The 20,809-nt window shown below is 53.4% G+C and carries 20 protein-coding genes; 3 read left to right on the forward strand and 17 right to left on the reverse strand.

Features of this window, described 5'->3' with window-relative positions:
• Positions 1-236: 236 nt before the first annotated feature.
• The 8 genes from R50912_RS26520 to R50912_RS26555 form a co-directional block, all read right to left on the reverse strand.
• Complete coding sequence (locus tag R50912_RS26520; protein WP_042239048.1) at positions 237-1,073, reverse strand: aldo/keto reductase; 837 nt, start codon at positions 1,071-1,073, stop codon at positions 237-239.
• A gap of 207 nt (positions 1,074-1,280) precedes the next feature.
• Positions 1,281-1,739, reverse strand: a complete 459-nt coding sequence (locus R50912_RS26525) for a cupin domain-containing protein (protein ID WP_042239052.1) — start codon at positions 1,737-1,739, stop codon at positions 1,281-1,283.
• Positions 1,740-1,882: 143 nt separating this feature from the next.
• Positions 1,883-2,818 (reverse strand): SPFH domain-containing protein, encoded by a 936-nt coding sequence (locus R50912_RS26530; RefSeq protein WP_152679743.1) that lies wholly within the window; start codon positions 2,816-2,818, stop codon positions 1,883-1,885.
• Entirely contained in the window at positions 2,818-3,252 is a 435-nt protein-coding gene (locus R50912_RS26535; protein WP_042239055.1) for an NfeD family protein, read from the reverse strand. Before R50912_RS26535 ends, R50912_RS26530 begins: the two co-directional genes overlap by 1 nt.
• 302 nt (positions 3,253-3,554) lie before the next feature.
• Positions 3,555-5,480 carry a glycosyl hydrolase family 18 protein gene (locus R50912_RS26540; protein ID WP_042239057.1) on the reverse strand — a complete coding sequence of 642 codons (1,926 nt, stop codon included), beginning with the start codon at positions 5,478-5,480 and terminating at the stop codon, positions 3,555-3,557.
• A 462-nt stretch (positions 5,481-5,942) separates the two neighbouring features.
• Positions 5,943-6,584 carry an XTP/dITP diphosphatase gene (locus tag R50912_RS26545; RefSeq protein ID WP_042239060.1) on the reverse strand — a complete coding sequence of 214 codons (642 nt, stop codon included), beginning with the start codon at positions 6,582-6,584 and terminating at the stop codon, positions 5,943-5,945.
• Between the two features lies 1 nt (position 6,585).
• A complete protein-coding gene (gene rph / locus R50912_RS26550) occupies positions 6,586-7,344 on the reverse strand; it encodes a ribonuclease PH (RefSeq protein WP_042239062.1) in 759 nt (252 codons plus the stop codon).
• A 194-nt stretch (positions 7,345-7,538) separates the two neighbouring features.
• Positions 7,539-8,651, reverse strand: a complete 1,113-nt coding sequence (locus R50912_RS26555; protein ID WP_042243359.1) for a GerMN domain-containing protein — start codon at positions 8,649-8,651, stop codon at positions 7,539-7,541.
• A gap of 261 nt (positions 8,652-8,912) precedes the next feature.
• Between R50912_RS26555 and R50912_RS26560 the strand changes: the two genes are divergently transcribed.
• Both R50912_RS26560 and R50912_RS26565 read left to right on the forward strand, forming a co-directional pair.
• A complete protein-coding gene (locus tag R50912_RS26560; protein WP_042239065.1) occupies positions 8,913-9,512 on the forward strand; it encodes a phosphatidylglycerophosphatase A family protein in 600 nt (199 codons plus the stop codon).
• Positions 9,513-9,555: 43 nt separating this feature from the next.
• On the forward strand, positions 9,556-10,377 hold the full coding sequence (locus R50912_RS26565; protein ID WP_042239068.1) for a hypothetical protein: 822 nt from the start codon (positions 9,556-9,558) through the stop codon (positions 10,375-10,377).
• Positions 10,378-10,516: 139 nt separating this feature from the next.
• On the opposite strand, the gene R50912_RS26570 is transcribed toward R50912_RS26565, so the two are convergent.
• Positions 10,517-11,089 (reverse strand): TetR/AcrR family transcriptional regulator, encoded by a 573-nt coding sequence (locus R50912_RS26570; RefSeq protein WP_042239072.1) that lies wholly within the window; start codon positions 11,087-11,089, stop codon positions 10,517-10,519.
• Between the two features lie 260 nt (positions 11,090-11,349).
• Here R50912_RS26570 and R50912_RS35320 point away from each other — a divergent pair, with 260 nt between their 5' ends.
• Entirely contained in the window at positions 11,350-11,535 is a 186-nt protein-coding gene (locus R50912_RS35320; RefSeq protein ID WP_156123350.1) for a hypothetical protein, read from the forward strand.
• Positions 11,536-12,094: 559 nt separating this feature from the next.
• On the opposite strand, the gene R50912_RS26575 is transcribed toward R50912_RS35320, so the two are convergent.
• The 8 genes from R50912_RS26575 to R50912_RS26610 form a co-directional block, all read right to left on the reverse strand.
• On the reverse strand, positions 12,095-13,096 hold the full coding sequence (locus R50912_RS26575; protein ID WP_231637718.1) for an MBL fold metallo-hydrolase: 1,002 nt from the start codon (positions 13,094-13,096) through the stop codon (positions 12,095-12,097).
• A gap of 39 nt (positions 13,097-13,135) precedes the next feature.
• A complete protein-coding gene (locus R50912_RS26580; RefSeq protein WP_042239074.1) occupies positions 13,136-13,870 on the reverse strand; it encodes a class I SAM-dependent methyltransferase in 735 nt (244 codons plus the stop codon).
• A 231-nt stretch (positions 13,871-14,101) separates the two neighbouring features.
• Entirely contained in the window at positions 14,102-15,805 is a 1,704-nt protein-coding gene (locus tag R50912_RS26585) for a glycoside hydrolase family 13 protein (RefSeq protein WP_042239076.1), read from the reverse strand.
• 46 nt (positions 15,806-15,851) lie between these two features.
• Positions 15,852-16,001 (reverse strand): hypothetical protein, encoded by a 150-nt coding sequence (locus R50912_RS35325; protein ID WP_197072990.1) that lies wholly within the window; start codon positions 15,999-16,001, stop codon positions 15,852-15,854.
• Between the two features lie 242 nt (positions 16,002-16,243).
• Positions 16,244-17,497 (reverse strand): BclA C-terminal domain-containing protein, encoded by a 1,254-nt coding sequence (locus tag R50912_RS26590; RefSeq protein WP_156123354.1) that lies wholly within the window; start codon positions 17,495-17,497, stop codon positions 16,244-16,246.
• A gap of 333 nt (positions 17,498-17,830) precedes the next feature.
• Entirely contained in the window at positions 17,831-18,607 is a 777-nt protein-coding gene (locus R50912_RS26600; RefSeq protein ID WP_042239082.1) for a Cof-type HAD-IIB family hydrolase, read from the reverse strand.
• Between the two features lie 307 nt (positions 18,608-18,914).
• Positions 18,915-20,057, reverse strand: a complete 1,143-nt coding sequence (locus R50912_RS26605) for a homocitrate synthase/isopropylmalate synthase family protein (RefSeq protein WP_042239085.1) — start codon at positions 20,055-20,057, stop codon at positions 18,915-18,917.
• The gene (locus R50912_RS26610; RefSeq protein WP_042239088.1) at positions 20,054-20,806 is read right to left on the reverse strand and encodes a HesA/MoeB/ThiF family protein; all 753 of its coding nucleotides are present in this window, start codon (positions 20,804-20,806) and stop codon (positions 20,054-20,056) included. The genes R50912_RS26605 and R50912_RS26610 overlap by 4 nt, the downstream gene beginning before the upstream one ends.
• Positions 20,807-20,809 lie beyond the last annotated feature (3 nt).

Genomic DNA, 20,809 nt, shown 5'->3' on the forward strand with positions numbered 1-20,809 from the left:
CAATACAAGATGAAAGTACGGAGGGGAATTTTGGAACTGTAGGAGCGTCAGCGACCGCCTGAAAGCTTTCCGAAGGAAAGCTCGCAACGGAAGCATAAGCTGTCCCCGGATTTCCACCGCTTATAGCGGTAACAATCAAGAAATCCGGGAACAACAGCGGCCGGAAGTCCAAATATTCTCCGCAGTTACGACTACCATCTAAATTGGAAACTGCTCTTGTTCAATCTATATCATCCTCAGAAATTGAAATTATCCGGGTCCGGGCCAAAACGGTGATTCTGATTCAGGTCCTCAATAGCCTTGACATCGTCATCGCTGAGGGTGAAATCGAAGAAGCCGGCATTCTCGATGATCCGCTCAGCATGCACCGATTTCGGAATCGTGATGACACCCTGCTGCAGATCCCAGCGCAGGACAATCTGCGCCACGGTTTTGCCGTACCGCTCCGCCAGCTCCTTCAGCAGCGGCACATCCAGGTTCCCCTGCATCAGCGGGCTCCAGGCTTCCAGCTGAATGTCATGCTCCCGTGAATATTTAAGCAATTCACGCTGGGTCAGCAGCGGGTGGAACTCGATCTGGTCTACGACAGGCACAACTCCGGTATCATCGATGATATCCTGCAGATGATGGGTCTGGAAGTTACTGACGCCGATCGATTTGACCAGGCCTTCCTTTTGCAGATGAATCAGCGCTTTCCAGGTCTCTTTATATTTGCCGGCCACCGGCCAGTGAATCAGATACAAATCGATCTGCTCCAGACCCAGCTTCTTCCGGCTGACTTCAAAAGCCTTCAGCGTAGATTCATAGCCCTGATCAGGATTGCGCACTTTAGTGGTAATAAACAGCTCTTCACGGGGTACCCCGCATTCACGGATAGCTTGTCCAACGCCTTCTTCATTGTTGTACCCGGCTGCCGTATCAATGCTGCGGTAACCGGTCTCCACGGCAGCTTTCACTGCCTGGATAACTTCATCGCCATCCTGGGTCTGCCATACGCCAAGACCCAGCCAGGGCATGGTCACTCCGTCGTTCAAGGTAGGCCCGCCTGTAAATGGTGCGTTCAATTGACTCATATGTTTACCCTCCAAGCCTAATTTGAGTTCATCAAGCATCCTTAACCTTAAAAGCGCCTTCATAATCATCCAAAATCAGAATCAGTATAGAAGATCGGTGAGAAGCCGCCAAAAGTGACAGAAGAATGTCTGATCATCGTTGGCTGCTTCGGATACAAAAATGGAGTACAGCCTATCCTACGGCTGTACTCCATTTCATTCCTGCCCTTATTTCTTGTCAATCAGCTTGAAATCATCAAAGTGGAACTCCGGTGACACGATGCAGGAGACCAGCACCGGCTCTTCACCGAGCGGACGGGCTGCCTGCCATACTCCTGCAGGGATGACTACCTGCGGCTGCTGGCCTGCGGCGATGTCCAGCCCCAGAATCACTTCCGTCACGTTCTCCGGCTGTTCACCGCTGCCCCCCAGGCTAAGCACAATCGGACTGCCGGAATGATACAGCCAGATTTCGGAGGACAGCACAGTGTGCCAATCCGAAGTCTCGTCAGCATGAAGCAGGAAATAAATCGAGGAAGCTGAAGCACGCGGCCCCGAATAGCTTCCGCCCAGAGTCTCCTTAGGAATCTCGAAGGATGAATTCCAAAGTCTCTTGTACCATCCGCCTTCAACATGCGGCTGCAGCCCCAGCGTTTCTACGAGCGGTGAAATCTCTTTTTGCGTCACAGTATCTTCTCCTTAAAGTTTTGCGTAGCAAAACTGTCTTCGTAAGCATAGGCTTAGTTTTGCGTAGCATGCTTCGTAAGCATAGGCTTAGTTTTGCTTTTAACTTTAACGGAATGTGCTGCAATTGTAAAATAGCCCTGCGCTTATTTGCCGTCCTTGCTTGCCTTGAATACTTCTGCAATAGCTCCGAGACTGCCAAGCGTTTCAACTGCACTGGTCGGCAGGAACACTTTGTTTGCAGGTCCCTTGGAGATTTCAGTCAATGCTTCGAAGGACTGATAAGCCAGGACTCTTTCATCCAGTCCTGCACTGGCGATCAGGGCAATCCGCATCTTCTCGGCTTGCGCGACTGCCTCGATCGCCTTGGCCTGGCCGAGGGCTTCCAGCTCCTGCGCCTGACCGAGACCTTCCGCCTGACGGATACGCGCTTCCTTATCCCCCTCAGCCTTCAGGATCTTACTCTGCTTATCCCCTTCAGCGCGGAGGATCATATCCTGTTTGGCGGCTTCCGCCTCCAGTACAATCGCACGCTTGCTGCGCTCAGCCTTCATTTGTTTGTCCATCGCTTCCTGGATATCCAGCGGCGGCTTGATGTCGATAACTTCTACACGCTCAATCCGGACGCCCCATTTCTCAGTAGCTTCATCCAGCGCGAGACGGATATCCGAGGAGATTTTTTCACGGCCGGACAAGGTTTCATCCAGCTCCAGCTTACCGATAATCTGCCGCATGGTTGCTGTAGAGATATTACGTACACCATAGACATAATCGGAAATTCCGTAAGTTGCTTCTTCCGGTCCTACCACTTGATAGAAAATAATCGTGTCGATCTGTACCTGCACGTTATCCTTCGTGATTACCGTCTGCGGCGGTACATTCGCCTGTTGAATCCGCAGGTCATGATAGACCCGCACCTGATCAATTACCGGAATCAGAATATTCAGACCCGGTGTAAGCAGGCGGTTAAATTTACCGAGACGCTCCACGACCCCCACTCGTTGCTGCGGAACAATCTTGATAGTCAGTGCGATAAATACTACGACAACAACAACAATAATTCCGATAATAGCTAACTCCATCAGTACATATCCCCCCATCGTTCTACTTCGATAATTGTGGTGCCTCTTCTAACGACTATCACCTGTTGATCCTTGCCCAGCGCTACTGTAGATGTTGCACTCCATGTATCGCCGCCAACCTTGACCTGCCCGTAACGGCCCGGCTCAATCGGTTCGACAACCAGACCCTTTCTGCCGACAATATCGGTACCGGTATCCTTGAAGCCCCTGGAATTGCGTAATCTTTCTGCCAAGGGTTTGGTGAAAATTGTCAATATCAAGGCCACCAGTGAACCGGCCACCACTTGCAAGAGCAATGCATCCGGGAGCAGAAGCGCGACCCCGCCGGCAACCAAAGCTCCAAGACTAAGCCATAATAAGTAGAATGTGAACGTAAACATTTCTACAACAAACAAGACGCCAGCGGCAATCAACCATAATACCCAAACAACCATCGGTGAATCCACCACCTTCCGCTATATACTACTATAACGAAATAAACGGCATCACGTTTCATAAATAAAATGAAACAGGGACAGCAGCCTGCCTCTTCATTATATTTCAGCTTATGGAAGCTTATGAACGCTGGCAGTACATCTATGTATTACAACGCATAATTTCCGCCTAAGTATATGTAAACATTTAATTATTCAAACGAAGCAGCGTTGCCGGATCTTGCATGAAGGGGCAGTGCCAGCCTTAAGCCGGCACCGCCCCTTCACGTGAGTTTGCTATTGCTGCCAATACCTGTTCAGGTTCAGTTCAGCTTCCAAAGAGCCGGTGTAGTAGAGGGCTCCCAGCTTACCAGCGAGGTATGTGCCTGCAGACAGGTGTACGATTTCCCGCTGTAGGTTACAACATCACCCGCTTTATAAGCAATTCCGGCAGCCCAGGCTGAGGCACCCGGGGTTGCCGTCACCACAGGTGTGGCGGTTGGTACCGCTGTCGGCGTAGCCGAAGGACTTACAGTAGGAGTGGCTGTAGCAGAAGGCTGCGGCGTAGTGTTGCCGCAAGTGCCGATAACCCTCCAGACTCCGAAGGCACCGCTGAGATCCGGCCGGTCGCCCTGCGTCCACCACTGGGCTTGATAGAGCAGTCCGCCGTAGGAGGCCTGCTGTCCTTGAGTGTAGACAGCGGTTGAATTCCAAGCCGCTGCCGTACATTGGCCTGGCGTTGCAGTAGGTGCAACTGTTGCAGTCGGTGTGGCACTCGGCTTGACCGTTGCCGTAGGTGTAGGCGATGGGGTTGCACTCGGTGTTGCCGATGGTTTCACTGTAGCTGTTGGCGTAGGGCTTGGCGTTGCCGATGGCGTTGGTGAAGGAGTCACCACTCCGCCGCCAAGATCAGCGCTTAGCTTCGTCTGCAGTGTCCGGTTACGATCGCCGCTGGTCTCCCAGAACATGGCTCCGGCAAGGCCTTTGGATTTCAGATAAGTTGTTTTGTAGCCGATGGATTCTACATCATCATAGCTTATAAATGTCTGGTTTGAAGGATTATAAAGATAAGGAACCTTGGAAGTATTGTTCCAGTAGCGGGTATAGCCGTTCTTATTGATATAGTTGGCTTCCAGATCACTGAAATCATAATTTCCCTTCTCCCAGGTGCCTGTGGAGGAGATTCCCGCCGAGACCTGGTACTGGCCATTCCCCGCAGCCGGAGCACCGCCCCAGCCTCTGCCGTAGAACGGCATGCCAAGCACCAGTTTGTTTGCCGGCACGCCGGCACTCAGATAGCTGGTAACCGCTTTGTCGATATTGTAATTCGCCGGTTCGGTCAGCCCCGAGGAGGCTGCAGCCGGATCATAGTAGAGCGGCGCGTTATGGCCGGTAGTCGTGTTCCAGCTTCCGTTGAAGTCATAGGTCATGATATTAATCCAGTCCACCACTGCTGCGATTCCGCTAAGGTTATTGTTCTGGATATAAGCTGGTCCTGCGCCGGAAGCGATGGTGAGAAGATACGTTTTGCCATCGGCAGTTCCTGCAGCATTCAGCTTCTCGCGGATCTTCTGCAGCAGCAGAACATAGTTCTGTTTATCCTCTGCACGGTAGCTGTTGCCCGCCAATCCTCCGCTGACCGGGTATTCCCAGTCCAGATCGACGCCGTCCATCTTGTATTTGCGGATGAAATCTACGGCGGAATTGGCGAATACCTCACGGGTCGCTGCAGTCGCAGCTACATCCGAGAAGCGGTTCGACCATGTCCAGCCGCCGACGGAGATGACTGTCTTCAGGTTCGGATTCTTCTCCTTCAGCTTCCAGAGCTGCTTCAGGTTACCCTTGATCGGGTCATCCCATTTATCATCGCCGAAGCTTTTCTGGGCATCGATCCAGGGATCACCCAGCACAATGGTGCCGTTCGGGACGCTAATTGTCTGGCCTTGCTCGTTCTGACAGGACCAGGTTACCGGATTCGGACCGGTTGGGTCTGGATTGCCATGTATCCCGTTCCAGCAAATATCCGCAAACGCATAGTTGATTACATTCATTTTATTAGGATCAATATCCGTTACATTATACGCCCGCCCGTAAGCGGCCCAGGAAGCATAGTACCCGACAAGCTTGTAATCCGAAGCTGCATTAGCCGTTCTGGTATTTGTACCGAAAGCCGAAAAAAGAGCAAGGAAAAGAACTGCCGCCAAGCCAAGTACAAAGGGTTTACGAGATTTACTTTTGATAAAGACCATTTCGTTATTACCTCCCCGGTTCAATGCGTTACCCAACACAAAGCTTCAGCACTCACCTCCCGGACCCTATTGACCCACACCCTGTTAATCTATTAAATACATAACTAGCAGGCTGAAAGCTATACTCCAGCCCAAAAAAAACGCAGCTAAGCTGCATACCTGCGGATCTCGTGCTCTCTTGAAGGGTGCGTACCTGTAACTATGGCTTATGCTTGTGTAGTAAGTTTTGCGTCATTCAGCTAGGCTGCCTCTGTTTGCAAAACTTGTGAAAGGAATGGGGTAGCGGAAGAATGCAGAATGTTCGAAAGGGGTGAAGTCAACTCTTATTCTCATACAAAGCACGCCGCTGCGCCAGGGGGAAATTTCCATACTGAGGGGGATTATCATCTAATTTCCATAAAAAAATCCGGAAGCCCCGTGCATGTTACGCATGCATGGAGGCTTCCGGATAAGTTGCGGCTTCTAGTTCACGTCTCGCTGCGCGGCAGCAAGCTTCTCCGTCAGCAGGCGCAGTGCCGCGCCCCGGTGGCTGACCGCCTGCTTGTCTTCCAGGGTCAGCTCCGCCATCGTCTTCTCAAACTGCGGAAGATAGAAGAGCGGATCATAGCCGAAACCGCCGCCGCCCGCAGGCTCCGAGGTAATCCAGCCTTCCACTGTTCCTTCCGCCGTCAGCTCGCGCCCGTCCGCCGGATCATACAGTGACAGCGCACAGACGAAACGGGCCGGACTGAGCAGCGGCTGGCCGGTATCCTCACCCTGCTTCAGCCTCTCCAGCTCGCTCAGCAGCTTCAGGTTGTTCGCTTCATCATCTGCAGGCTCCCCGGCGTAGCGGGCCGAGTATACTCCCGGACTGCCGTCCAGCGCTTCCACGCATAGACCGGAATCATCCGCGAGCACCGGAAATCCGAGTGCATCCCCTACCGCCCGGGATTTTTTGAAGGCATTCTCGGCAAAAGTCACCCCGTCCTCCACCACATCCGGCAGATCCGGGTAATCGAATATGCTTTTGACGGTGAGTCCAAGGGGAGCAAAAGCGTGCTGGAACTCCCGCACCTTGCCTTTATTCTTCGTCGCGACAATCAGAATCCCGCTGCCGGACTTCATATTACACCTCTTGGCCAGACTGGCCGGAAGGAATTTTGAGCGCAATCGGGCCCAGCACTTCTTGTTGAACGGCGATCAGCTCGTAGATCCCCTTCTCGCCCAGACCCAGCAGCTGGTCAAGCTCCTGGCGTGTAAACGGCCGCTCTTCGCCGGTACCCTGCACTTCAACAAACGCACCGCCGCCGGTCATAACCACATTCATATCAACCTTCGCCTTGGAATCCTCTTCATAGTTCAGATCGAGCAGCGTTCTGTCGCCGACGACACCGACGCTGATCGCCGCCAAGTAATCCGTAATCGGAAATACCGCCAGCTTGTGCTGCAGCGCAAGCTTATTAATGGCAAAGGCCATCGCTACAAAAGCGCCCGTAATCGAAGCTGTCCGTGTCCCCCCGTCTGCCTGAATCACATCGCAATCCAGCGTAATACTGCGTTCGCCCAGCGCCTGCAGATTCACTACGGAACGCAGTGCCCGTCCGATCAGACGCTGAATTTCCATCGTCCGCCCGGTAAGCTTGCCGCGTGCTGCTTCGCGCTGGTTACGGGTCTGGGTGGCCCGGGGAAGCATGGAATATTCGGCAGTGACCCAGCCTTTGCCTTGTCCTTTCAGAAACGGCGGAACTTTCTCATCCACGGTTGCCGTGCAGATGACTTTGGTATCTCCCATCTCAATAATGACAGAGCCCTCTGCATATTTATTGGTCCCAGTGGTTATCGTCAGCGGCCGGAGCTGGTCTTCTTGGCGCCCGTTTGATCTCATCTTTTCTGCCTCCTACATCGTATAGCCCTAAGTTTGTGTGTACACGAATCCATCCCTTATCTTTTACGCAGAAACGGGTGCCGTCCTCTGCTTCAGAGAACGGCACCGCTATTCCTGTCAAGATATCCGGATCAATGAACCTTTATTCTATCAAAGAGTAGGCACAAAAGCATCTTTTAAGCATGCATATCCTTCTACAGCGGCAGCTCGTTCACATATTCCGGTGCCGAGACCGGCTGGCCGTAATCGACATTATTGGTTCCCGTAACTGTTTCTTTACCGTTCAGGCGGATCTGCACCAGGGCATCGTCCGTATTCTGTGCAACCGTCAGCACGACCGATTCGAGCATTTCCTCAGGTACGCTTGTGCTGCCTTCGAACATCTCATCCTTCAGGGAAACGGTAACTACCCCATTCTGGCCTGCTTCCACGGAATCAACCACCGTGCCCTGCGTCATGACCATTTCCAGGCCATTCTCGGACTGTGGACCGGCAATCAGCTCGTTCAGAGCTGCCTTCACCGAATCTCCCCCTGCGGGTACAAAGCGCGTAACCGGAACATAATACTGGTGAATGCCATCCGGCGAAGCAGCAGAGAAGTAGACGGTCACTGCGCTGGAGTTCATCATGAGCGCACTCTGCTTCGGCAGGTTAATGCCCATGGCGCGGGACAGCGGCCGATCCAACGGAGTACCCTGCAGCGGCATTTCGGTAAGCTTTTTGCCATCGACCCAGAGCTGTACGCCCTGGATGTCTTCCTGACCCGTCAGGGTCCAAGTGACTGCCTCCAGAATTTTGCGTTCATCCGCCGGATCATAGTCATTGAATGCCGAGTTGAATTCAACGATGGCCACCTTATCCTGGCCGATAGATACATTGTTCACTTCCGTCCCTGCGGGCAGTACACCCTGGAAGCCTTCAGGCAGTACAGATTTGTATGCCCCCTTGCTGACTAGCGCAGTAAGAGAATCCTCCAGCATTGCTGTGCCCCCCCCCTGCGGAAGGGCCAGAGACACCGGTGCCAGCAGGCCGTGCTGATCCTCCAGGAATACGGTTGTCCGTTCTCCAGCCGCAGCGGAGGCTGCCGCATCTTTAACCCCTGCTGCGAGATCACTCTCATCCAGCGAGACCGGTCCCAGCACCCCGGTGTCGAGTGTGCCCTCTCCGCTGACCTGCAGCATTTGTGCTTCAACTTCACCCGGAGGCGGGTCTACCGCTGCCGATTCCGAACCGAACAGACTGCAGCCCGAGAGCATAATCGGAACGGCCAGCAGGCAAGCCGCGGAAACCCCGCGGATGTGTTTCATAGGCTTATTCAATCTTCATTACCCCTTTCAACGCTAAGATCAGTTTGTACTGCTATGTATACGAGCCCTTAGTCCAAAAAATAACAACAGCTTATCCTAAATTGCAGAAGTTCTGTCCGGGTGGACAGATGCAGCCAAAGTCCGGACCGATACGGCCAGACACAGCTCACGAATCCGCTCGGTTCTGGACATCAGCCTGCCGCTTGCGTACAATTTAGTACAAACAGCTATCCTAATTGACTTACGAATGGAGGATTTCTCATGACTGATGCCAAAATCCCTTACAGCCTCAACAGCAAAGCTGTCGCCGAAGCCACCCGGTACTGGCTGCAGAAACGCGGGGTAACCATACTTGAGATTGCCGAGCTTGTCATGCTGCTGCAAAAGAAGTATTATCCGAACCTGACCATGGAGGAATGCGTTCATAATGTGGAGATGGTACTGAGCAAAAGGGAGGTGCAGAATGCGGTCCTGACCGGTATCCAGCTTGATGTACTGGCTGAGGAAGGCAAGCTGTTCGCTCCCCTGCAGGATATGATTGAGAATGATGAAGGGCTGTACGGGGTAGATGAGATTCTGGCGTTCTCCATCGTGAATGTATATGGCAGCATCGGCTTCACCAACTACGGCTATGTGGACAAGCTTAAGCCCGGAGTGCTGGAGCGGCTGAATGACAAGACGACCGGCCAAATCCACACGTATCTGGATGACATCGTAGGTGCCGTGGCCGCAGCTGCCAGCAGCCGCATTGCCCACCGGAAGCAGGCAGAACGTGAACAGGAGCTTGGGCTGCCCCATGCGCCGGAAGATGTTGAAGAAGCCGCGCGGAGAAAGGTTCAGGAGAGTGAGGAGCCGGAGTAAGACGATATTATATTGATTTTATTTTGAAAGGTGCGAAGTATGAATGACCTATTCGTTTGTAGTTGAGCCTGTGTCTGTTCTTGACTTTGACAGTGAAGATGAACTGATTGACCGGTGTAAGGAATGGAATCTCCTGCCCGCTACAGCCACCCGGGTCAAAACTTATCAGTATAAAAGAAACGGCCTGACATTGCCCGTAGAAATTGTAGGGTACGTGGACAGTCAGACCGTGGTGATACAGTTTGAGAATAAACAGCAGCACTGCATACATCCCGCTTATCTGAAAGAAATGCAGACCGCCGCCTTTGGACAACGCACGATAGCGCCAGCTGAAGCTGCTAAGGCGGAAGACTCCGCAGAGATGCCGGAAGAGACTCCGCCAGCGGAGAACATCCCGGAAGAGCAGGCAAGCCCGGCAGGACCGGAAGCAGAAGCAGCAATCGGGGAGATTCCGTCTGCGCCGGACAGCACAGATTCAGCAAAGCAAGAGACACCGGTAGCTCCGCAGAAAAAAGCAGCCGCCTCCAAAAAGAAAGCCGCTGTCCAGCTGCCTGAAGACAAGCTCGTGATTACCGCTAGGGTCAAAGAGTTCACAACCGTCCCCAATCATTTCTCGGACAACGATGATGAAGTTATTATATACGAAGCCGTTTCGGTAGAAGGCCATGACCTGGCGATTGAGGAGGTCTGGTCCAGCCATAGCGCAACGCTGAAGAAGCTGGAGCTTAATACCGGAGATAAAGTATCCTTCGAAGCCAAAATCGTTGCCAAGAAGCTCTCGCAGCATCCGGTTAAATATAAGGTCAACAACCCGTCCAAAATGAAAAAAATCGATCCGGCTTTGCTTACTGAGGATTTACAGTGACCCGATATCCGAATTAGTCGGTATGCTTAATTGCAACTATCACTGAATTCCACTCGGAGCTACTATATCAATTGCTGCATATAAACAGCGGGATGTATTTTTTTCGGAATAATATTGCAACCTACCAGCTTCTACAGATCTATTGCACAGTATCCAGCGGCCGTGGTGCCATTTGATTGCGCTCCATCAGAGCCAGAATGTCTTCGATCATTTCTTTGGCCGGGTATGGCATCGAATGAGTGATCCACCACTCCATAACACCTACTACAGCCGATGCCAGGAATTGGATCAGCATCTCTTTGTTCATCCCTCGGTTCAGTCCGCTCATGTCGATCTGCTCACTCAGACCCTGCAGCAGAATCGCATGCAGACGGGTCCTGAAGGCCGGAACGCCTTTATTGTTAAGCAGTGTAGTGAAGACCCTTGCGTGCCGTTCCAGATATTCGGCTGTGCGCAGCAGCGCGCCTCCGGAGGCGATATGGGCGTTCTCCCCGCCGGCCAGGCAGCTCTCGCACAGCTGCTCCATTTGTGTCTCGATACACTGATCCAGCAGATCGTACTTGTCTACGTAATGGAGATAGATTGTACCTCTGCTTACATTGGCACGCGCTGCGATCTCATTTACCGTAATCTGCTCAAAGTTCTTCTCGGCCATCAGGCTGATAAAAGCCTCAAAAATAGCTTCCCGCGTTTTGCCTATACGTCTGTCCATATGCTTCTCCTTTTCATCTGTCGTCCAGTTGCTTAGTTGCACTTATTATATTTAACAGATGTCAATAAATCAACAAGTGTGCATGTGACACCGTGCTATGCCCTACCACCATACTGCGCTATTGGCGCACAGCGGTTCAGCACAACGGGATACATTGGGCCTGGATACCTTCGCGGTAGCCTAATGTATTCGACTTTTCTGTGAAAATACGTCTGGCACTGCGATAAACGCACGGCCTACGCGGCGCACCCAGTCCAATTGTGTTCGGTTTTTCGATTACATTTGGCCTACGCGGCGCACCCAGTCCAATTGTGTTCGGTTTTTCGATTACATTTGGCCTACGCGGCGCACCCAGTCCAATTGTGTTCGGTTTTTCGATTACATTTGGCCTACGCGGCGCACCCAGTCCAATTGTGTTCGGTTTTCCGTTAAAATATGTTAAATAAATGAAAAGACGATGTTCTGTTTTTTAGCCACGCTGCTCATTTTCATGCTGGAGTTGTGCCTTGAAAGACATGTTTGTTTTCGCATACATTTGGCCCGATTATCTTCGAGCTGCCACATTGTATTCGATTTTTCGCATACATTGGGCCTAGATACCTTCGCGGTAGCCTAATGTATTCGATTTTTCGCATACATTTGGCCCAAATGCCCACTTCCGGCGGATTTAGAGGGATTTATACCTTTCACTTTCTCCTATCACCCGCTTCCGGTGGATTCAGAGGTACTTCTTGTTCCCACCACTCAGAGTAACTTGGTACTTTTCTAACTAACACCTAAAAACGGGTACCCTCCTTGGCGGATGGTGCCCGTTTCTCTTAAGTATGCTGTATTCTGGTCGTTCTTTGGTATTGGAAGTAGTCGTAATAGTAATAGTAATTGTAGTGGTAGAAGTAGTGGTAACAGGAAAGGGTAAGGTTCCCGCGACTGTTGTAAGAACCGCTTCAAGAGAGTCGGCAACTTACACAGATGGACTTATGTCTGCAACAAGCATCCTATTGCAGCTTATCCGGACACCGCCGCCGTGAACAATATACTCCCGCCGGGGCCGTCCTCCGTCTCGGCCGCCCGCTCCCTGCGCACCAGCTCGGCCAGATGGGCCAGCGCCTCGCTCATCGCGAACCGCATCTGATGCGCGGTCGCGATCCGGCTGCGGAACAGCCCCTCACAGACGGCGAATCCGCTCAGCGGTCCGCCGGCAAGCAATGCGGCTGTTGTATCCAGCCGCTCCTCATGATGCCGGAGCAGGCTGTCCGCCCGCGCCGTGAACCCGCTGAACGGTTCCCGGTGGCCCGGGAACGCCAGCTCCACCTCAAGGCTGCGCAGCTCCCGCAGCCCCTGCAGATACGTCCGCAGCGGCTGCGGATCGCTGCCCGGCTGCAGCCCGACATTGGGCGAAATCTGCGGCAGCACTGCATCGCCGCAGAAGAGTTGCCCGCTGCCGCCGTGGTAGAGCGACACATGACCCGGCGCATGCCCGCCGGTCATTAGTACCTGCCATTTGCGGCTGCCCATCACAAACGGCTCCGCCTCATTGATATAGGTGACCTCCGACTGCGGGGTCACCTCCGGCCGGAAGCTCTCCAGATGCTCCCGGACGCCCTGAATCCAGACCTCCGGCATGCCGTGCCGCAGGAAAAACAGCGGCAAAGCCTCATCCAGAATCGCCCCGCTGCCCCAGGCCAGGCCGGCTTCAGCATGAGCCCGCTCCGACATCCAGACCCGCGCCCCGCTGCGCGACTGCATCCAGCCGGCAAGACCATAATGGTCGGGATGATGGTGGGTAACGACGATATCCCTCACCTTGGACCAGGACAAATTCAATTCCTCCAGCACACCCTGCCAGGCAAGCTCTGCATCCGGGGTGTGAGGGCCCGGGTCAATCACCGTAACCCTGCCATCCCGGTCAGGCAGAATGTAGCTGTTCACCTGACGGAGCGGCAGCCTCATCGGTACAGATACCTGCAGAACTCCGCCATCCCAAGATTGAATATCCGCCTTGTGCAAAATCCTCTCTCCTCCTCCGGCTCTTCTTCCCGCCGCCATCTAAGGTCTAGCTCCTGTGAAGATCATCCGTGTTGAGGACTCAGCATCATATTTTTCTTCATCGTAGCTGCCATGCACAGCTTCAAGCCGCAGCCCGGCAGCAGCAATCATCTCGCGGAAATTGTCTACCGAATAGAGCTTCACCCGTTCATGATATTTCCGGGGCGGCCCCCCGGCCTTCGAGATCAGAAGGATATCCTTCTTCACGTAACCCTCCTCAATCCGGCGTGATTCATCGATCAGAGTATCCCCATCCTCACGGACAGAGTGGGGCACCAGATGGCGGATGACATAAGCCGGATTCAGAAAATCAATAATAAATTTGCCCTCCGGCTTCAGCATCCGGCAGATTTCCTTCAGCACCTTGATCTGCTCCTCGTCTTCTTCGAAATATCCGAAGGAAGTAAACAAATTGACCACTGCATCGAATCCGCCCTCCAGGGAAAGCTCACGCATATCAGACCGCAGCCAGGTTACGGCTTCCGCACCCACCTGCGAACGTGCTTCACGCAGCAGCGCCTCGGATAGATCAACCCCGGTCACCTCATAACCGGCCTCCGACAAAGCCAGTGAATGGCGGCCCATACCGCAGCAGAGATCAAGCACCCTGGCACCTCTGGGCAAGTCCAGCCAGCCGATCATCGTCTCCACCTCATGGCGTGCACCGCCGAAGTCCCTGTGTCTATAAACGATTAAATAGTCCTCGCCAAAGCTAGTTTCGTACCACTCACTCATCTCTCTATTACTCCCTCCACAGCCTTTTTCCCAGTACAGTCTTATGCCTCTCTTTAATAACGCTTATTGTACCGTCTTTTACTGTGGAAACAAAGCGTCAGGATCACAATTCAGCCGGAACATAGATTGAATAATTATTTATTTTCGTTAAAAAAAACAGCAGTCCCTGGAGAGCGCTCCCGGACTGCTGTTTGTGTTCTTCAGCCTGCCGACTGCGGAATCCAGTCCAGCCTACGGTTTGCCGCTTAAGCGCTGCAGATATACACGCGCTTCAAACGGACGCAGCTTCAGATTGCGCAGATCATCCTCTTTGGCTGCAGGATAATTAGAGATCAGCAGCTCCTCCTTCTCCGCCGCCTGAAATTCCTCCGGAAGCTCAAATACCGGCTCGCGTTCATAGAAATTCAGAATGACCAGCAGACGCTGGTCCGCAAGCGTCCGGGTATAGGCATAGATCTCCGGATGCTCCTCCAGCAGCAGACCATATTCGCCATAGACGATCACCTGATGTTGTTTTCTAAGATGAATCAGCTTCTTGTAGTAATTGTAGATGGAGTCCGGGTCTTTGACTGCATTAGCCACATTAATCTCCCGGGAGTTCGAGTTCACCCTGATCCAGGGAACGCCCGTCGTAAATCCGCCATCCTCACTATCATCCCATTGCATCGGTGTGCGGGCATTGTCACGGCTTTTCGTATGAATAGCGGCCATAATGTCGGCTTCGGGAACGCCGGCGGTCCGCTTTTCCTCGTAGAAGTTCAACGTCTCTACATCCCGGTAATCATCAATCGACTCGAAGGCAACATTAGTCATCCCAATTTCTTCACCCTGATAAATGTAGGGGGTGCCTTCCAGCATGTGGATGAAGGTTGCCAGCATTTTGGCTGACGGGATGCGGTAGAACAGATCATTGCCGAACCGCGACACCGAGCGTGGCTGATCATGGTTGCACAGATAGTTGGCGTTCCAGCCCCGGTTATGCAGAACGGTCTGCCAGTTGCTGATGATCTTCTTCAGCTCGCTCAGCTTCCACGGCACGACATCCCATTTCCCGCTGCCCGGTGAGGCGGCATCCAGATTCATATGCTCAAACTGGAAGGTCATGTTCAGTTCACGGCGGCCGTCGCCGACATAATCCAGCGCCTGCTCCGGCCCGAGGCCCGAGGTTTCTCCCACCGTCATAATGTCGTAGTAATAGAGCACCTGATCATGCAGATTCTGCAGCAGCGTATGCACATGCTCCAGGTTCGAGAACATATCATACGCGCGCACGGTCGGCGTGCCGCCGGGATTCAGGGCATCCGGATAACCCTCGGCCTTCACAATATGGGCAATCGCATCAAACCTGAAGCCGTCAACCCCCTTCTTCAGCCACCACTCCACCATCTCATGCAGCTTGTCGATCACTGCGGGATTCTCCCAGTTGAGATCGGGCTGAAAACGGGAGTACAAATGCAGATAATATTCATCCGTACGGGGATCGAGCTCCCACACCGAACCGCTGAAATAGGATTCCCAGTTATTCGGCGGACCGCCGTTTTTCCCTTTTCTCCATATATAATAGTCTCGTTTGGGATTATCCTTCGAGCTTCTGGATTCGACGAACCACGGATGCTCATGCGAAGTATGATTCAGCACCAGGTCCATCATCAGCTTCATCCCGCGGGTATGCATCTCGCGCAGCAGCAGGTCAAAATCATCCATCGTGCCGAATTCCTTCATAATGTCGCAATAGTCGCTGATATCATAGCCGTTGTCATGGTTCGGTGATTTATAAATCGGGCAGATCCAGATCACATCTACGCCGAGGTCCTGCAAATAATCGAGCTTCGATAACACTCCGCGCAGATCGCCCTTCCCGTCACCACTAGCGTCCATGAAGCTGATCGGATAAATCTGGTAGGCCACGCTCTCTTTCCACCATTTGGGGTTCAATTTAGCTTCCCTCCGCTTCTATTGGTTCCTGCCTCTGTAAGACATATTAATATATCTTAACCAGACCGAAGGAAGAGAATAACAATTTAATCAAAAAGCATGTGCCTACTCCGCCGCATTCATTCCCCGTATGGCTGTCTTCAGCCCGCTCTTCTGCTGAAGCGAAGAAATATAGCGACAGCTCCACTTCGTCCATGGAATATACCTGCGGTTGACGCCCGTTCAATTGCAGCTGAAAATTGCTCTATTGCACTATTCCTGCATCATGCCTTTACGGAACCTCTCTAACTAACGGAGCCTTAGGGTTATAGCTTGCGGCGATACCCTATATTTTGTAATTCCCTGCACAACAAAAAGACAGGATACCCTAGAACCGGTACCCCGCCTCCCTCCAAACCTGTTCTGTAACCCTTCAATTCACTCTGCTTCCTGTTACTGCTAGGCCAGCTGCTTAATTACAATCGACGCATTGACATTCGCTTGTGTTCCGCCGGCCAGTGTCTGCAGTGTGACTGCAGCAGCCGAGCTGTGATTTCTCAGCGTCAGCACATCTCCTGAGGATAGGGCAAAAATGGCCTGCCCGGTATTTTGCTGAGTGCCTGCACCCGAACCGTATACCATCCCTGGAACCTCTGCGCCGTTCACGAATAAAGCAAACTGGCTTGGCTCCACGCCGGATACCGAGAAATTAACCTCGTATATACCCGCATTGGTTACCGAAATGGTTGTTGTCCCCGGAGCATGCGTAATCCCCGGCGTAAGAAAACCATTCGTATCAAACGACACATCCGCCTCAATCGGCACAACCTGCGCGCCGAGGTTATATACATAACCGAACTCTGCGATTCCGCCAGCCGCCCCCGTGGCTCCGGTTGCACCTGTTGCACCAGCCGGACCGACGGCGCCCGTCGCTCCGGTTGGACCAGCTGCCCCTGTGGCACCTGTGGCTCCAGCTGCGCCTGCTGCTCCCGCTGGTCCTACTGCTCCGGCTGCTCCTGCCGGTCCTACAGGTCCCACTGCTCCGGCTGCGCCTGCTGGTCCCGCTGGTCCCACTGCTCCGGCTGCGCCTGCCGGTCCTACAGGTCCCGCAGGTCCTGCCGGCCCTGCTGGGCCGACCAGTCCGGCAATTCCCGCCGGACCGATCCCGCCCAGCGCTCCCGCTGCACCGACCGCTCCGGCGGCACCCAAGGCGCCAGCGACTCCCGCAGCGCCGAGTGCGCCTGTGGCTCCAACTGCGCCTAGCGCTCCAGCGGCTCCGGCCGCTCCCAGCAGCCCGGCGGCTCCTACGGCGCCCAATGTGCCGGTTGCTCCACGGGCACCCAAGGCACCCGCTGCGCCTACAGCGCCCAGCGCTCCGGCCGCGCCGACTGCGCCGAGTGTTCCGGCGGCGCCCGGTGCACCGAGCGCTCCGCCTGCACCTGCTGCGCCAAGCGCACCTGCCGCACCTGCAGCGCCAGCCGCGCCCAGCGCTTCTACAGCTCCGGCAGCACCCAGGGCACCTGCTGCCCCGGCTGCTCCCAGTGCCCCTAATGGAATATTAACGCGTACGATCTGCTTTTTGACAATAATCTTCTTGCAGCTGCATTTGTTGTTATGCAGTTTTCTTTTCGGACGTTTAATTTTTGGCAGCGGGCACTCCAATACATCGTCTTTGCAAATACGTTTTTTTCTCTTAAGTTCCGGACGACCCATAATTAGCACCTCCAATAGACTTTATGTATCCTACTCCGTTTACCCAGATAGGGCATGGACATTCATCCCGTAGGCAAATATTTATTTTAGGAAAAACGGGTTGTTTGTACCGGCCGGACAACCTGATTTCAACCCGGGAGGGCCAAAATTGTTCACCCGCCTTATCACACCCCGTCCACCAAAAACATATACTAATGGCGGACAACCTGCCCTTTGAAAGTCGGGCGCACACAAAAAAGAGCATCCTACTGCACTGTCTGCATTAGAATACTCCTCAGGTACCGCTCTCAGGCCAGGTAACGCCCGGCTTCCGCTTACATCATCATCCCTGCCTTACAGCAGTCCAACCATCTTCAAGCCTTCGTAAATCCCGTCCTCGCTGACATGCTTCGTTACGTAAGCGGCAGCAGCCTTTGCCTCAGCCTCCCCGTTGCCCATGGCAATGCCATAACCGACAAAACCCAGCATCTCCACATCATTCAGACCATCGCCAAAAGCATACACATCTTCCTTCTCCACGCCGATCACCTTCAGCATTTCCGCGATCCCGTTAGCCTTAGAGCCATTGCCCGGCAGCACATCCATACACAGCGGATGCCAGCGGATGAAATTCAGCTCCGGATACCGCTCGGTATATGTAACCTGACTCTCCTGCGGACAGAATATCATCGCCTGGTAAGTCTCATTCTTCAGGAAGTATTCGGCATCATGCGTCGGAAACACCAGCTTCAGCGAACCGATGCTCGTCTTGATATACTCATGATCCGCTACGTTCACTTTCATCCCTACAGTATCTGTGTAAGCTACCGGATGATCCAGCTTCTCTGCGAACAAGGTAATATCCTTCAGAGTAGACTTGTCAATCGGATTGCTGTATACCAGCTTTCCTTCATAGACTACATATTGCCCGTTGAGCGAAACATACGAGTTAATTCCCAGCTCCTCGCGCAGCTCCTCGAACATATAGTCCGCTCTGCCGGTAGCAATCGCCACATTATGGCCGTGTCTTTTCAGTTCGGCTATCGCTTCTCTGGTGGAGGCGGGGATGTTCTTGTCATCATCATAGATCGTGCCGTCAATATCAAAAAAAATCGTTTTCTTCAAAGTCATAGCTGCCCATTCTCCTTGCTTTCTTCCGAAGTAACATCCTGCTCAGATTGTAGATGCTTCCTGCAAACGATGCAAGCTTCTTTTCAGAAAATTCCATTTGCACTGTAAAAATTCACACAAGCAGAAACGGCTTTGCTGTCCTTTTAAGGACGGTACCGTTTCAGCGAGAAATAGAAGGATAAGTTATCGTGTGAAACATATAAATTCTTATATTTTCAAAAAAGCGGCGCCAGCCTTCCGCAAGGAAAACCGCCGCCGCTTCTATAATCATCAGCCTTATCAGCATCTGCAGCCCCGTAATGCTCTCTTAGACAGCATTCTGAGCCCGCTGCTGCTCTTCCATCAGCCACTGCACCAGCATATATTCCGGCACGGTGCCTTTACGGGCTTCCGCGTATTCACGTACCTTCTCCAGTAAGCGCCCTGCCGTGTCCGCACTGACCTCAAGTCCGCGCTGCTCCAGCACATGCGTCACACCGCCGCTGCCGGAATGCTTGCCGAGGACGAAACGGTGGGCCCGGCCTACCTCCGCAGGATCGAAGGACTGATACGTGGACTTCTCCTTCATCAGCCCGTCCACATGAATTCCCGATTCATGGGTGAAGGCAAGCTGCCCCACAATCGGCTTCGCGTCACCGACACTGCGGCCGGAAGCGGCAATCACCTTGTCAGCCAAGCCTTTGAGCAAATCCAGCCGGACCGCACATTCCCCGCCATACAAATAGCGCCAGGCCATGGCAACTTCCTCCATGGCCGCATTGCCGGTCCGTTCGCCGATGCCTGCCACTGTCGTGCTGGCCCATAACGCCCCTGCAGCTATGCCGCTGAGCGTGTTAGCACAGGCCAGCCCGAAATCATTATGGCAGTGCACCTCCAGCTCCACATCACCAGGCACTGCACCCAGCAGCCGGCTCACCCGGTCTGCCATCTGCCCCGGATGATGTGCGGAGACGGTATCCGCATAACGGAACCTGCGGATGCCTTCCCGGTACAAGGTATTCACTACTTCGACCAGATAATCCATATTCGCCCTGGAGGAATCCTCCATGCCTACCGACACCGTCATTCCCTGCCGCAGCCCATATTCTACTGTACGAAGCAGCTTGTTCAGACCTTCCCGTTGCGACAGCCCCAGCTTGCCCTGCAGCTGAATCTCCGAGACCGGAATGGAGATATGGCTCCAGCCCACTCCGGTAGCCCTTGCCTTGTCAATGTCACCGGGGACCGAGCGGTTCCACGTCATCAGCTTCATGGGCAGACCCAATTCAGCGATGGCCGCAATATCCTCCTGCTCCCGTTTGCCCATGGCAGGAATCCCAACCTCTGCTTGCTCTACTCCGCACTCCGACAGCAACTTTGCGATTTCCAGCTTTTCCGCCCTCGTGAATGAAACTCCAGCCGCCTGTTCACCATCCCTCAGTGTCGTGTCACATAGCTTGAGACTTTTCACGGTGTACCTCCTTCTCCGCAGCAAGCGCAATTCGGATTACGGGTAATATGGACGCTGTAACAGGCGAAGTCGAGTGAGCTGAAGCGATGCATTACGCCCGCATAAGTTGTCCCTACCCCTGTAATCCATTTTACGGCTTCCAGCGCTGCCAGACAACCCGCAATCCCGGAAGTCGCACCCAGAACAGGAAACCCAAACGGCTCCCACTGCGGCTGCACATCCGGATACAGGCATTCGAGGCAAGGCGTTAATCCTGGAATCACAGTAGTCAGTGATATTTCAAAGCCATACATTGCAGCTTCTACCATAGGTGTATTCGTATCCACACACAGACGGTTCAGCGCATACCGTTCAGGGAAATCATACCGGGCATCAATTACAATATCGGCATCCTCCACCCAAGGTCTGGCCGCGTGATATTCAATTTTGGAATTATAGCCTTCAAGCTCCACATGCGGATTCAGCCGCTTCAGCTGAGCGATTGCCGTACTCATCCGCTCCTGCCCCAGATGATCGCTGTCCATCAGAATTTGCCGGTTAAGATCCGGTGCAAGAATGATTCCCTCATGGGCCAAAATAAGCTTACCCACGCCTGCCGCTGCCAGATAGAGCGCAGCTGTTCCTCCAAGGCCGCCGATTCCGGCCACCATGACCGTCGCATCCTTCAGCGCCTTCTGCCCGTCTTCCCCGAGCAGCTTCAGCTGCCGGGCATACCGTTCCAGCTCCAAACCTCCGGCAAGCTGCTCCATCCC

Source organism: Paenibacillus sp. FSL R5-0912, from assembly GCF_000758605.1.
Lineage (GTDB): Bacteria > Bacillota > Bacilli > Paenibacillales > Paenibacillaceae > Paenibacillus_AQ.

Bases quoted from the DNA above. Each gene is read 5' to 3' on its own strand.
- R50912_RS26520 (WP_042239048.1), bottom strand. From the start codon at position 1,073: ATGAGTCAATTGAACGCACCATTTACAGGCGGGCCTACCTTGAACGAC.
- R50912_RS26530 (WP_152679743.1), bottom strand. From the start codon at position 2,818: ATGGAGTTAGCTATTATCGGAATTATTGTTGTTGTTGTCGTAGTATTT.
- R50912_RS26535 (WP_042239055.1), bottom strand. From the start codon at position 3,252: ATGGTTGTTTGGGTATTATGGTTGATTGCCGCTGGCGTCTTGTTTGTT.
- R50912_RS26540 (WP_042239057.1), bottom strand. From the start codon at position 5,480: ATGGTCTTTATCAAAAGTAAATCTCGTAAACCCTTTGTACTTGGCTTG.
- R50912_RS26545 (WP_042239060.1), bottom strand. From the start codon at position 6,584: ATGAAGTCCGGCAGCGGGATTCTGATTGTCGCGACGAAGAATAAAGGC.
- rph (WP_042239062.1), bottom strand. From the start codon at position 7,344: ATGAGATCAAACGGGCGCCAAGAAGACCAGCTCCGGCCGCTGACGATA.
- R50912_RS26555 (WP_042243359.1), bottom strand. From the start codon at position 8,651: ATGAAACACATCCGCGGGGTTTCCGCGGCTTGCCTGCTGGCCGTTCCG.
- R50912_RS26560 (WP_042239065.1), top strand. From the start codon at position 8,913: ATGACTGATGCCAAAATCCCTTACAGCCTCAACAGCAAAGCTGTCGCC.
- R50912_RS26565 (WP_042239068.1), top strand. From the start codon at position 9,556: ATGACCTATTCGTTTGTAGTTGAGCCTGTGTCTGTTCTTGACTTTGAC.
- R50912_RS26570 (WP_042239072.1), bottom strand. From the start codon at position 11,089: ATGGACAGACGTATAGGCAAAACGCGGGAAGCTATTTTTGAGGCTTTT.
- R50912_RS26580 (WP_042239074.1), bottom strand. From the start codon at position 13,870: ATGAGTGAGTGGTACGAAACTAGCTTTGGCGAGGACTATTTAATCGTT.
- R50912_RS35325 (WP_197072990.1), bottom strand. From the start codon at position 16,001: ATGGACGAAGTGGAGCTGTCGCTATATTTCTTCGCTTCAGCAGAAGAG.
- R50912_RS26590 (WP_156123354.1), bottom strand. From the start codon at position 17,497: ATGGGTCGTCCGGAACTTAAGAGAAAAAAACGTATTTGCAAAGACGAT.
- R50912_RS26600 (WP_042239082.1), bottom strand. From the start codon at position 18,607: ATGACTTTGAAGAAAACGATTTTTTTTGATATTGACGGCACGATCTAT.
- R50912_RS26610 (WP_042239088.1), bottom strand. From the start codon at position 20,806: ATGGAGCAGCTTGCCGGAGGTTTGGAGCTGGAACGGTATGCCCGGCAG.